The organism is Nostoc sp. XA010 (assembly GCF_020829625.1).
Lineage (GTDB): Bacteria > Cyanobacteriota > Cyanobacteriia > Cyanobacteriales > Nostocaceae > Nostoc.
The window spans coordinates 35,259-48,593 of the sequence record NZ_JAIVFX010000008.1 but is presented as its reverse complement, the minus strand read 5'-3'; the positions used below and the strand labels follow the sequence as shown (position 1 = coordinate 48,593).

Below are 13,335 nucleotides of genomic sequence, written 5' to 3'. Positions count from 1 at the left end.
GGGCAGAGAAGTTAAAATTATAATTAAAAATGTTAAGAATTTTAAATAAACTAATCAATGTCCAGCATTTCTCTTGACAAAAGTAACTCTCATGTTGTCGTTATCGGTGCGGGAATAGGTGGGCTGACTGCTGGAGCATTATTAGCTCATAGAGGTTACAGCGTCTTAATTTTGGATCAGGCTCTCGTACCAGGAGGCTGTGCTTCGACGTTTAAACGGCAGGGATTTACCTTTGATGTGGGAGCAACTCAGGTGGCGGGGTTGGAACCAGGGGGAATTCACCACCGCATTTTCTCAGAATTAGAAATAGATTTACCGCCAGCAACGCCTTGCGATCCTGCTTGTGCGGTCTATTTACCTGGGGAAAGCACACCGATTAATGTTTGGCGCGACCAAGAGAAATGGCAAGAGGAACGACAAAAACAGTTTCCTGGTAGCGAACCGTTTTGGCAGTTGATGGCAACTTTATTTGATGCTAGTTGGGAATTTCAAGGACGCGATCCGGTGCTACCGCCGCGTAATTTATGGGATTTGTGGCAACTAGCGCAAGCGGTGCGTCCTAGTACATTAATTACCGTACCCTTCACTTTGTTTACGGTAGGAGATGCTTTACGGTTATGTGGACTGGGAAATGACCAGCGATTGAGGACTTTTTTGGATTTACAACTAAAGCTATACTCCCAGGTGGATGCAGAACAGACAGCATTACTTTATGCTGCAACAGCGTTGAGTGTATCCCAACTGCCCCAAGGATTGTTTCACCTCCAGGGAAGTATGCAAGTATTGAGCGATCGCTTGGTACAATCCTTAGAAAGAGATGGCGGCAAATTGTTGATGCGCCACACTGTTGAACAAATCAAAGTAGAAAACGGTAAAGCTACTGCTGTAGTCATTAGAAATCAGAAAACTGGCGAAGTCTGGACAGAAGCCGCCGACCACATAGTTAGCAATGTCACCGTGCAAAACTTGGTGCAGTTATTGGGAGAACAAGCGCCATCTGGATATAAAAATCGGGTGGAAAAACTGCCCCAAGCATCGGGTGCGTTTGTGGTGTATTTGGGTGTAGATGCCAGCGCGATTCCGCTTGAATGCCCTCCCCACTTACAATTTCTGTACGATGTCAATGGCCCCATTGGCGAGAATAATTCCTTATTTGTTTCCGTCAGTCATCCTAGAGACGGCCGCGCACCGGAAGGGAAAGCGACAATTATTGCTTCTTCATTTGTCGATCCTGCACAGTGGTGGCAGACTGAAGATTATGAAGGATTAAAAGAAAAGTTTACCCAAGAAGCGATCGCTCGCCTTGCCCAATACTTCTACCTCAAACCGGAAACTATTATTCATCAAGAAGCGGCAACACCCCGCACTTTTGCTCATTTCACAGCCCGCGATCGCGGTATAGTAGGCGGTATTGGTCAAAGGATTCCTACCTTTGGCCCCTTTGGGTTCGCCAATCGTACACCCATCCAGAATTTGTGGTTAGTTGGTGATTCCACTCATCCCGGCGAAGGTACTGCTGGGGTGAGTTATTCGGCGCTGACGGTAGTTAGGCAAATTGAAGAAGAGGCAAGGGGGCAGGGAGCAGGGAGCAAGGGGGATAGAACAGCAAGGGGCTTCGACCCCGCCTGAACCAGAACCACGCTTATTGAAGTGGGGGACTCAGACCCATGTTGCCCCTTCATTCCACAGTAGTTCTTGATGGGGTTAGGCTCATTTCCCCCTGCCCCCTGCCTCTTCGTTAAAAAGTCCTCCTTCCTTAGCAGGCAAGTCATACTTGTAACCGATGACAAAGGGGACGGAAAACTGGTCAAATTAAGTTATTGTTGCGAATGCTGGAGTAATGACAGACAGCGTTTTAATTCTTGGTGGAAGGGGGCGGATTGGTAGCAGTGTTGCTCAGGATCTAGCTACCCATACGCAGGCTAAAATTACAATTACTGGACGTTCTGCGGAGTTTGGGAAGGCTGTTAGCTTGTCTTCGGGAGGACAAGTGCAGTTTTTGGTATTGGACTTGGCAGAACTTGACAAGTTGCAAGATGCGATCGCAAACTCTACCTTAGTTATCCATTGTGCTGGCCCATTTCACTATCGAGATACTAATGTTCTTGAAACCTGTATTGCTCAAGGCGTTAATTATGTAGATGTCAGTGACCATCGTTCTTATACCAGCAAAGCTCTCAATTTTAGTGAACAAGCTGCTGCTGCTGGTGTGACGGCAATTATTAATACTGGTATTTTTCCTGGTATTTCTAACAGCATGGTACGTCAAGGTGTTGAACAATTTGATAAACCAGAAAAGATCCATTTAAGTTATTTAGTTTCGGGTTCTGGCGGTGCTGGCATTACAGTGATGCGGACAACTTTTCTTGGGTTGCAGTATCCTTTTGAGACTTGGATAGATGGAAAATGGAAGATAATCAAGCCTTATAGTGAAAGAGAATTAGTTGATTTTCCACCTCCCTATGGACGCACCGGAGTTTACTGGTTTGATATGCCAGAAACCTTTACACTGCCCAAAGCTTTCCCATCTGTAAAAACTGTAATTACTAAATTTGGCTCTGTTCCCGATTTTTACAATTACCTAACTTGGATTGCGGCACACGTTTTTCCTAAGTGGTTAATGCAGCGTCGTTACATGATTGAATTTCTGTCTCATGTCAGTCATTCAATGACAGATGTCACTAATAATTTTACTGGGATTGGTGTAGCAGTTCGTTCAGAAGTGACAGGACAAAAAAATGGTGAAACCGCCGTTTATTGTTCAACTGTAGTGCATGAAAATACAGCAGTGGCTTCTGGTTGTGGTACAGGTAGTATTGCCCAATTATTGCTAGAAGGTAAACTTAAAAAACCAGGTGTTTTTGCTGTAGAAGAAGCTCTACCAACAGATTTATTTGAAGAGATAATCCAAAGTCGAGGAATTAAAATTAATCACAGTTGGTTATAGGTTAATGCGCTTAGGTTAAGCACACTGGGTAAGAATTTTATCCGATTTTACGAAATATTCAGATACACAGGTAGGGCCGTACATTTGTACGCCCCTACTAGATGTGAAAATTAATATATCTTGCGATAGAAGGAAAAACTGTACCTAAACATATAGGATGCCTGTGAGCCTGAAATATTGAATATATTTATACATAACCAAGGCTTATAACAGAACAACAGGAGGAGTTTTTCGTGCAAAAAATTCTATTAACTTTAAAACAAGCATTACGTTCAAGCTTTTTGGTTATTGGTTTAATTATTTTCATTAGCTTGTCAGGTTCTTTCATTTTCGTTCAGCAACCTAGTTATGCAACTACTCTTGAAGAATTAAAGCTAATACCGCCAGAGTATAAACCAAATTCTGAAGAAAAAATTAATCGTGCTAACGAATTTGACCCAGGTATTGGCATTCAAGAAGAAGAACGACAAGAAGCTTATGAGCAAGCAATAAAAGATTCAAAAAACCTTACTACTATAGAGAAGACTTACGAAAGGAATTTGAAGGCTGAACAAGAACAAAATCCCCCAGAAACTTTTGGTGAAAAAGCAAAAGAAGTTATTGAAAAGGTGACAGGTAAATAGGAAATATATGCCTAATCCCCAACCCCTTCCTTACTAGCGTTGGGGAGTAAGATTCAAAGCCTATCTCCGCTTTTGAGTCAGGTTTAGAAAATTAAATTGTAGGGTGTGTTATCAACAATTTAAGGTGCGTTAGTGTCTGGTATAACACACCCTACAAATAAAAATCGCTTTTACTCAAATTCATCTATTGTGTCGGGAGAAGTAGTCTTTCTCTGATTAGCAATATTGCGCTCATACCACTTCATTAATGGAGTTGAACTAATGCCGTGTATAATCACAGAAGCTACAATAGTAGTGTAAGTTATCCAAGCAATTTGTTCGGCAGCTTCACCTTTTAAGCCATGACCAAACGCATAGGCAAGATAATATAAAGAGCCGACACCGCGAATACCAAACCATCCAAATAACCACCGAGTTCCTGGGTGCATGCTTCGGCGGTGTGAGTCTACAGGACGTTTACCTATAGTGCTAATCCAAACTCCTATAGGTCGGATTATGAAGAATAATAAAATTATAACTAATAAAGATTGCGTAGCATACTTAAGCATTGGCTGCAATAATAATATTGAACCCAATAGTAAAATTGTCCCAACTTCCAGCAGCTTTTCAACTTGTTCAACAAATTCCAACTGTGCTAACGGTTTGTCAGGATTTCTGTAACTGCGTTGGACAACTAACCCAGCAACAAATACTGCCAGAAATCCATAGCCATTCACCATTTCTGTTAATGAATAACTGATTAAAATAGTGCTGATAGCAATAAAATCTTCCATTAACTCATCAGGACGACGGCGTTTTTGAATTCTTTTTTCAATCCAAACTAGAGATTTGGCAACCACAATTCCCATAACAATCCCAGCTGCGATCGCCCAAATTAAATCAACCGCAATCCACTGTTTAAACCAGTTCCCCCAGTTATCATCTTCTAATGCATGAAGACCAAAATAAACGAAGGGAAAAGCTAAAGCATCATTTAACCCACCTTCAGAAGTTAAACCAAATCTCAACTCATCTTGGTCGTTTATATCGGTCAGTTGTACTTCTGATGCTAATACTGGATCGGTAGGTGCAAGAATTGCTCCTAATAAAATCGCTTCTGCCCAATTCATTCCTAAAAATAATTTACCCACAGCAGCCAGAGCAAGAATTGAAATTGGCATCAGAAATCCAATCAATCGGGCTGTAATATCCCAAACCCCCAACCTTAGAGGACGAACAATTCTTAAGCCGCAGCCAAACACAGAAATAATTACTACAAGTTCTGTTATTCTTTGCAGCACTTCGGCGTTGAAAACTTCATCTCGACGTAATTGAATCAGCCCAAAGCCGTTAGGGCCTAGAAAAATACCAACTATTAGGTAGATAAGGGCAAATGAAAGAGGTAAGCGAGCAATCCAACCTGACCCTAATGTGACGATTAACAGAAGTAGACCAATCACAAATAAGTTAATAATATAGATATCTACCATATAGCGATTTATATAAAAATTAGGCGTTACTTTGTAAGCTTAGTTGCAATACCATGATGTTAGAACTTACCTATGGGCAGATTTTCTTGAATTGCAGATTGGGGATTTACACCGCTACCAAATTTGCGAAGAAAGGAAATAGATAAATGTGGCGTTGGCTTTGCCCACCGAGCGAAGAATCCCCCCAACCCCCCGATCTAATTGGCGGGCTAATTTCCTCCTTTACCCCCTTTTTAAGGGGGTCGCCACAGGCGGGGGGATCTTATCCGAACCGTATTGTGTGCGCTCCTGCTAATGGTCTATATTCCCTACTTTCTCACTCAGATATCACCCAATTTAGTACAAATATACTATAATATAGATAGCGTCCACAAAGCCTAGCTAAATGTATAACGGCTCTGTGAAAACCTTCTGGAAGATGGATTCAAGGGTTAGTTCGATGATGAAGCATTACATTCTCAACCTCAATCCGACTGCCAAGCATGAATGGGATCGGTGTATTTTACGTGACCCGCTGACTGCCAAACGCCCAGACATTGCCAAATTAATTGCTGAAGCGGTTGGTGCTGATACAGGCAGTTATTTAGTGAGCGTGAATATCGAAGTTCAAGTTTTAGAGCAAGCCGCAGTCCCTCAAGCCGAACAACTCTCGCTTTCGTTTCCAGAAGTGAGTGTGCCGTCACAACCACAACTGCGGGAAGCGGCTTGAGCTAAAGTGCAGAGTTTAGCAGAAAATAAAGCCTGCTTATGCAGGCTTACTTTGTGTAGCCGCAGACTGAAGTCTGACGGCTAACGGAATCATGAATATATTTGACCTGAGAGGAAAATTATTAAATGATGCAACTGAGTCATTACCCAGCTGCGATCGCACAAGCTGCCCAACGGGCTAATGAAATAGACTCTCAGTTGAAGGCAATGCAGATCGTGTCGCCGCCTTTGAGATGGATTTGAAAAATGATGCTCAACGCAAGTCTCGTCGCTTTGAAGTGCTGCTTGTGAATCATGAATATCAAAAGGCAATAGACACCCAAATTCGATTAACTCTCGATAAAGCGCGTAGACGCAAAGCGGCTTGTCGTCAGACATCGCTCATTTGGAATATCTGCGTAACCAATTTAGTCTAGCTAAGTTGGAAGCAAGATTACCGATTGCTCAACAACTGTCTGATTTAGAATGTCGTGAATTAGTTGGTTTGTAATCACATCCATAAACCCCAGATTCAAGCCTGCGGTTATCCTGCAATACATTTATGACCTCTCTTCTAAAAGGAGAGAGGCTTTGAATCTTACTCCCCAACGCTAGTAGGGAAGGGGCTGGGGGTTAGGTCTGTATTTAATCTGTGAGACAGCAGTTGGGCAATTTGTTGATTAATAATTGCAACATCAAAACGCCGACTAGCAGTAGTCCGGGCATTATTAGCTATAGTTGCAGTTATTTCTGTCTCCTGAAGACAGGTGATAATTATTTGTGCAAGTTCCTGGGGTTCTCCTGGTGTCACTAGAAAACCATTAAGTCCATGTTCTACTAATTCCATTACACCGCCAGCTTTTGCTGCAACTACAGGTTTTCCACATAGCATCGCCTCAACAATCACTCTACCAAAGGGTTCTGGGGAAGTAGAAGTATGTGCTACCAAGTCACAAGCTGCCATTAACTGAGGAATATCAGAACGAAATCCTAAAAATTTGACACGGTTTTCTAATCCCAGTTCAGCAACTTGTTGGTGTAACTGGTGGACGTAATCTTGTTCGCCAAATAGTGCATCACCCACTAAAATTGCTGTCACCTCTGGCGGACATTTCGCAAGGGCATCAATTAAAATATGCTGCCCTTTCCAAGGTGCAAGACGGCTAAAGTGTCCGACTACAAATTTACCTTGCAATCCTAACTGTTGCTGTAATTTATTAATGTCAAACTCATCAATTTGATATTTTTTTGTTTCAAAGCCGTTATAAACAACTTCGATAATATCTGGGCGTCCCCCCGCTTGTACAAAGGCTGTTTTACTAGCTTGGGAATTGGCAATTACTAATGATGCAAAACGATTAGCTAAGTTAACAGCAATACGAAGATTCGTTGCACTAAAATGTTCTGTGGAAAGAATATCATGTAAATGATAAACGAGAGGGCGACGGCTGAAAAAACTTGCTAATGCTCCCACAACTAATGCTTTTTGAGTATTGGCATAGATTAAATCATATTCACGCGCTATTTTAACTACCTTAGTAATCAAAGGTGCAAGTTTTCCCAGACTCTTTAATCCTTGTAGCAAACTACTTTCTTTGCGAACTTGGATTGCTTGAGTTGCAAGAACTTCTACTGGGATATTATTTTGCTGTAGTATATCTTTAAATGACCCATCTGCAAATAAACCTACCAAAGCGCGATCGCCATAAGGTTTAGCAATATCTATTAAACACAATTCTGCGCCGCCTGGTTTACCACTTTGGTCTAGAAAAAAAATTTTCATTAAACCTCTATTTTATCTAATTTGACACACGTAGCACCCGTAAAATTTATTACAATCAGTTGTTTAAGCTAATAAAATCTTCCGTACTTGTTGGGCAATTTGATTCCAGTCGTAGTGTGTGGTAGCGTACTGGCGGCAAGCTTTTCGCGAAGGTATAAGGATATTTCCCAAAAGCACTTGCTCTAATTTTTCAGCAATAGCTGAGGCTTCTGTTGAAGTAGTAATTAAATCGGGTGAAAATCCTGACAAAATTTCTGGCATTCCTCCAACTGGAGTACATAAAACAGGAGTACCACACGCTAAAGACTCAATTATTACTAATCCGAATCCTTCAAAAGATTGGCTAGGCATGACAGTTAATTCAGCAGCTTGATAAGCTATAGGTAATTGCTCATCAGGTAGAAAACCTAAAAATTTAACGTTGTCGGCTAGTCCTAGTTCTATAGCCTGTTGTTGTAGTGCAGCTTGGATGTGACCACGACCTGCGATCGCTAGCCAAACATCTGGTATTCTGGGCTTAATTATAGCCAGTGCCTGTAATAATTTGTCAACTCCGGTTCGATGTACTAAGCGGCGCGATGTAAATAGGATACGGCGATTAGTTGGCCAGCCTAGCTTTGTACAAGCCTCCTGGGGTGATAAATTTGGCTGAAACCAGTTGATATCAACTCCACCAGGAATAATATTAATTTTGCTCCACGGTACTTGATATTTATCATGTAAAATTTTACCAAATGCTTTGCTCAAAACAATGAAGCGATCGCAGCGATTATAAGTGTTTTGTTCTATTAGCCACTGCTTGATTAAAAGACTAAGGTTTTTATTAACCACTTCTTGCTGACTCTCAGAAGCCCAAGGGCCATGAAAGTTAAAAGTAACTGGCACTCCCTTTGGTAAAATATCTAAAATAGGAAAGCTATATAATGCAAAGTGCAAATTAATAGCATCTGGTTTCCCTGCTCTTGTTTTCTGAAAATTACTGCGAATAGACCATAATCTTTGCCAAATAGCACTGTCGGGACTCGCTAAATTAGTCAGCTTAATCGGCGAATTTATTTCAGCCTCTGGTAGATCGACTCCGCATAATTCAACCTGGTCTTTATTTGCAGCTAATTTATGAGTAAGTTCATAAATATACCTTTCTAATCCTCCGGGACTTTTGGGAAACCAGCCCAATCCAAGGGTGAGAATAGATGCAGATGATGAAGCAAAATTTTCTGGTTTATTTTTCACTGATATATCTCCTATAAATATATTAAAACAGGCGCACATTTATGCGCTCCTACATCTGTATCTAAACCTGAATCATTAAAATTTACGAATATACATTACCAATAAGATTTTTTGTATAGAACACCAATTTATAAACTATTTATATGTCAACGTCAACATGGAATGAAAACTGTGTTTTTATTAACTAAACAACACCGAGCTAGATATATATGATACCTGCCAATCTAGAAAGCTCAATACTATATAGTGAGAGAGAAAAGCTGAGATAAAGTAATAAATTTAAAATTATTTTGTATTAAGTTTTACCATTAAGATTAGATAATAAGTAAAAATTAATACATAAAATATATTAGCTGAAAATCCAAAGAATCAGGTGAGTTTTATAAAGCTTATGTAAAACTTACTATTAAATGTTATGTCTATGCATAGCCTGTATCTTAGCCACTTCAAAATAGTTATATTTTTTGCGGATTACCGAAAAAACCATTGTATATAAATAATTAAAAGCTTAAAAAGTATATGAAAAATAAATTACTGGCGCAGTTAATAAAACTCCGTCACCAACTCAACCAGCATCTCAAAAAAATATTTAAGATTAGATATATACAAAAAAGTAAAACTTTCAACTTTTTACTCAGTCTGGCTGTTGGAGTAATTGTTACTACTCTTGGAATTACAACAGACTGGGCGACAACTGGAACACGCACGCTTATCTACAAAACATCGTCGATAAGTAATACTATTGGCAGTGAAATGCCGATACAAAACAATACTGAAACACCCACACTTACACACAAAGAAATCTCGAGAAGTAATACTATTGCCAGTGAAAATCTGCTAGTACAAAACAATAAGGGAACATCCACACATACCTATAAAACATCGTGGATAGGTAACACGATTGGTAGTGGAAATCTGCGGATACAAAACAATATTGAGGCAATGTATGTTGCCCCTGATGGCACAGTTTATACTAACAGCCATTGGGATGAGGCAGGAATGGAAGCAGCCATCTATAAGGATGGTAAAGTTATTGGTGCTATTGGGGATACTCACGGCTGGAGTCGTGGTGGTGGCATAGCTGTAACAGTAAATAGTAAATATATTTACCTTGCCATGACTCAGGGTTCGAAGGGTAAAACCAATGAAGATTACCCAGCAGAAGGAACAACTTGGCATTGCGTTAGACGCTATGATTTGTCAGGAAAACCTGCGCCTTTTCCTAGTGGGCGTGGCTGGGATAAAAGTATGTTAATTACCAGTACTAAAAGTGAAGTCACTGGATTAGCAACTGTAGGAAGCGAGTTGTATGTGAGTGATTTTGCTACCAACAAGATTCGTGTCTATAATACTGATACGATGAAGGAACTACGGAGCTTTACCGTTGCTAATCCCGGAGCGATAACTATTGATCCACAAAAAAATCTCTGGATTATTCAAAGCAAAAATGGTAGTAAGCCTGCCAAGATTTTACATTATTCCCAAAGTGGAAAGCAATTAGCCCAACAGATTGCAGATATTGTTGAACCAACTGCGATCGCAATTGATCATCAAGGTAAGCTGTTGGTAGCAGAAAATGGGCCGCGTCAGCAAATGTTGGTTTATGACATCAAAGATAAGCCGACGCAGGTGGGTAGTTTTGGTGCTAAGGGGGGTATCTATGCAGGAGTTGCTGGTGAAGTTCGAGATTTGAAACTTTATGGACTTACTGGAGTTGGTACAGATGCTTCAGGCAATATCTATATAAATAGTAATGGTTTCAACAAATCAGGAACAGATTTGCGGAAATTTTCGCCATTGGGAAAACTAATGTGGCGATCGCTAGGATTGATATTCGTCGATAATGCAGATGCAGATCCTAAAACTGATGGTGTAGATTTATTCACCAAACAAGAACACTATCTCATGGATTACAGTAAGGCTGCTGGTAAGCAATGGACTTACAAAGCCTACACCTTAAATCCTTTCAAATATCCTCAAGATCCCCGTCTGCATACCTCGCCAGATGGAACCTTTGTTCGCCGCATCCAAGGGAAGCCGTTTTTGTTTCTCACAGATATGTATAACAGCTTTCTGGAAATATATCGTTTTAATCCAGACACAGATGGGAAAGTTGCCATACCAGCCGGAATGTTTGTTGGTAGCAATGGCGCAGATAAACCATTTCTCAAGGGAAATTGGCCACCGAATCAACCAAAACAAGGGGAATGGATCTGGGGCGATCGCAACGGTAATGGCAAATTTGAAAATAACGAATATGATACCAGCAAAGATTATCCCTATATCGGCGGATGGTGGGTAGACAGCAAAGGAGATGTTTGGAAAGCTTTGCGAACAGAAGATGGCATTCGACACTATCCTTTACAGGGAATAGATCCTAAAGGCAACCCCATCTACAGCTATAGTTCGATGGAAAAGCAAACTACTCCCAAAATATTTAACGACTTGCGGCGGATCGAATATTTCCCCCAAACAGATACTATGTATTTGTCAGGCTTTACAGGAGATCACCCTGCATTCGGTGATGATACTGGAGTTGCTGGATCTGAGATTGCCCGTTTTGACAATTGGAGTAAAGGAAATCGTACTCCCCGTTGGCGGATTGTAATTCCCTATGACACCACCGGTAAACGCGAAGTGTCTACGGCAGCTATGAGTGTGGCGGGAGACTATGTATTTGCCGTGACAGTTAAAACCGCAGAGGTATATGTCTATAATGCCAAGACGGGAGCGCAAGTACAACAGTTAAAACCAGGCCCAGAAGTTGGCAGCGAAAGTGGCTGGATTGATATACCCTACGGTATCCGCGCTTTTCGTCGTTCAAATGGTGAGCATCTGGTATTTGTGGAAGAAAATTGGAAAGGAAAAGTCATTATGTATCGGCTGGCGGGGTAAGCGTTTAATATCGTGTGCGCTTAAAAACTTATCATCAGGTTTAGAGAATAGCTATAGCAATCCTATCTGATTTGTAAAAATTCGCGGTGTCCAGTTCCACGACTTATCAAAGAAGTCGTGGAGCTAACTTTTCACGAATGATTTAGGATTGCTATATGTAGGGAGATATGTGATTAAATGTATCGCAGGTTGAATAAATAAATTAAGCATAATACTTAATGCGTCGAGACTCCATTTTTTACAAACTCTTTCAACAATCTCCCACTTTGCTATTTGAATTATTGACAAATCCGCCCATAAATGCAAATGCTTATCGATTTGATTCAGTAGCTATTAAAGAACCTAAATTTGAGATAGATGGGGTGTTTCTTCCGCCAGAAAATGAAGGTGCAGGTGTTGTATATTTCTGTGAAGTACAGTTTCAGAAGCGGAAAGTGCGGTCTTCTCCCAAGGGGAGACGCTAAAAGCGATAGCGCAGCGTTAGCGAGTCTGCGAGCGTCTGGGGGCTCCCCAAGTAGAGCAACTTTCCAAGACGGATGAACAGCTTTACGAGAGAGTATTTGCAGAATCTTCACTATATTTCTACCGCAACCGAATCAGATTTAGCGACTGACAAGCAGTGATAATTTACCCATCTCGCAGTCTTGAACAAAGGGATATTCATCCCCATCGCTCATTGCTGAATGGTGAACAAGTACATTGAGTGTATTTGGGTCGATTGCAGAATATTCATCAATTACCTTATGCAACGCCTTTTAAACTATCTCTTGTTGTTTTTGACTTAGATGCATTGCAATTCCTTTCTCGTAGTAAGCTGCTTCATTAATAAAAATAGGATAAACAGTAGACTCTCCTTCATAGAAAATGTCTTTTCCTTCAAAAGTCAGAAACATTGGATCGCCTGGATTCAAAGGTTCATAATCTCTAAACTGAAGCTGGGGGTGAATCATGGCTTTAATCTCCCCGCGAGAGCTTCTCGGATAATCGATACTTTTAATGTATTGATAGAATGTAAGGGTGCTGTTTGTCTGCGGAATATTACCTTGGTTGTAACCTTCAAAATAGTCTAAAATTCCATAGATAAGCTGTTCTGTTTGCTGAAATAATTCGGCGTTTAAGATATTCTGAGCTACAGCACCAACTTCTATAACAAAACCCAATTCGCACAGAGAACGGAGAAATCCACCTTCTCTAGATTGTTGATTAACAAAAACCTTTACCATCGGATTTGTAGAACTCAAATAAGCGCCTAACCGGAGTAAAAAAGGATGCATGTCAGAAAAAATCAGACTTAACCCCATGTTGGCAGTTGTGCTATGCAAATCAATAATTACATCTACAAAGGGCTGATTTTGCGGTTGCAATATGTGTTGAATTGCTTTTGCCCGTGTATCTTCATAACTTGAGATATGAGGATTTTCTAAGCCTTGATTAGTGAAGCAACGATTTAAATCCTTATCAATGTATCGTTTGCCTTCTTCAATAGCTTTGAGATTACCAAGTAATGCCAGAGTTTCAAAACTTGCTCTGTCGATTAAATTTGGATACTGCTGAAACTTTTTGACAAGATGTACCCCTGTTAACTCATTACCGTGGTTTCCTCCAACGATCGCAACTCGTTCAATCTGACTCATAACAACCTCATCTCTAAAAAACTACCCTACGGTTATTGAGAATGGTGCAAGATAGAAGTATACC

General features: G+C 40.6%; 9 protein-coding genes and 3 pseudogenes. 8 read left to right on the top strand and 4 right to left on the bottom strand.

What is annotated here, in order from left to right; genetic code table 11:
- The first annotated feature begins 57 nt into the window (after positions 1-57).
- The 3 genes from crtD (at position 58) to LC608_RS14075 (ending at position 3,570) form a co-directional block, all read left to right on the top strand.
- Positions 58-1,629, top strand: coding sequence for a C-3',4' desaturase CrtD (crtD, locus tag LC608_RS14085; protein WP_229554144.1), 1,572 nt, complete (start codon positions 58-60; stop codon positions 1,627-1,629).
- 211 nt (positions 1,630-1,840) lie between these two features.
- A complete protein-coding gene (locus LC608_RS14080) occupies positions 1,841-2,947 on the top strand; it encodes a saccharopine dehydrogenase family protein (protein ID WP_229554143.1) in 1,107 nt (368 codons plus the stop codon).
- A gap of 233 nt (positions 2,948-3,180) precedes the next feature.
- On the top strand, positions 3,181-3,570 hold the full coding sequence (locus tag LC608_RS14075; protein ID WP_229554142.1) for a hypothetical protein: 390 nt from the start codon (positions 3,181-3,183) through the stop codon (positions 3,568-3,570).
- Positions 3,571-3,740: 170 nt separating this feature from the next.
- Here the strand turns inward: LC608_RS14075 and LC608_RS14070 are convergent, their stop codons facing one another.
- Complete coding sequence (locus LC608_RS14070; protein WP_229554141.1) at positions 3,741-5,039, bottom strand: sodium:proton antiporter; 1,299 nt, start codon at positions 5,037-5,039, stop codon at positions 3,741-3,743.
- 439 nt (positions 5,040-5,478) lie between these two features.
- Between LC608_RS14070 and LC608_RS14065 the strand changes: the two genes are divergently transcribed.
- Both LC608_RS14065 and LC608_RS37275 read left to right on the top strand, forming a co-directional pair.
- A complete protein-coding gene (locus LC608_RS14065; protein ID WP_100900343.1) occupies positions 5,479-5,748 on the top strand; it encodes a hypothetical protein in 270 nt (89 codons plus the stop codon).
- Between the two features lie 125 nt (positions 5,749-5,873).
- Positions 5,874-6,237: pseudogene (locus tag LC608_RS37275) on the top strand (hypothetical protein).
- 87 nt (positions 6,238-6,324) lie between these two features.
- On the opposite strand, the gene LC608_RS14055 reads toward LC608_RS37275, so the two are convergent.
- Together LC608_RS14055 and LC608_RS14050 are read right to left on the bottom strand one after the other, a co-directional pair.
- The gene (locus LC608_RS14055) at positions 6,325-7,509 is read right to left on the bottom strand and encodes a glycosyltransferase family 4 protein (RefSeq protein WP_229554139.1); all 1,185 of its coding nucleotides are present in this window, start codon (positions 7,507-7,509) and stop codon (positions 6,325-6,327) included.
- 63 nt (positions 7,510-7,572) lie between these two features.
- The gene (locus tag LC608_RS14050; RefSeq protein ID WP_229554138.1) at positions 7,573-8,742 is read right to left on the bottom strand and encodes a glycosyltransferase family 4 protein; all 1,170 of its coding nucleotides are present in this window, start codon (positions 8,740-8,742) and stop codon (positions 7,573-7,575) included.
- A gap of 519 nt (positions 8,743-9,261) precedes the next feature.
- On the opposite strand from LC608_RS14050, the gene LC608_RS14045 reads away from it, so the two are divergent.
- The 3 genes and pseudogenes from LC608_RS14045 to LC608_RS14035 all read left to right on the top strand — a co-directional run.
- Positions 9,262-11,637 carry a hypothetical protein gene (locus LC608_RS14045; RefSeq protein ID WP_229554137.1) on the top strand — a complete coding sequence of 792 codons (2,376 nt, stop codon included), beginning with the start codon at positions 9,262-9,264 and terminating at the stop codon, positions 11,635-11,637.
- A gap of 218 nt (positions 11,638-11,855) precedes the next feature.
- Positions 11,856-12,065 (top strand): annotated as a pseudogene (locus LC608_RS14040) (DUF2887 domain-containing protein); the annotation flags it as partial.
- 107 nt (positions 12,066-12,172) lie between these two features.
- A pseudogene (locus LC608_RS14035) lies at positions 12,173-12,337 on the top strand (DUF2887 domain-containing protein); the annotation flags it as partial.
- A gap of 55 nt (positions 12,338-12,392) precedes the next feature.
- Here LC608_RS14035 and LC608_RS14030 read toward each other — a convergent pair.
- Positions 12,393-13,271: an aspartoacylase gene (locus tag LC608_RS14030; RefSeq protein ID WP_229554136.1), complete on the bottom strand. Its 879-nt coding sequence runs from the start codon at positions 13,269-13,271 to the stop codon at positions 12,393-12,395.
- Between the last annotated feature and the right edge of the window lie 64 nt (positions 13,272-13,335).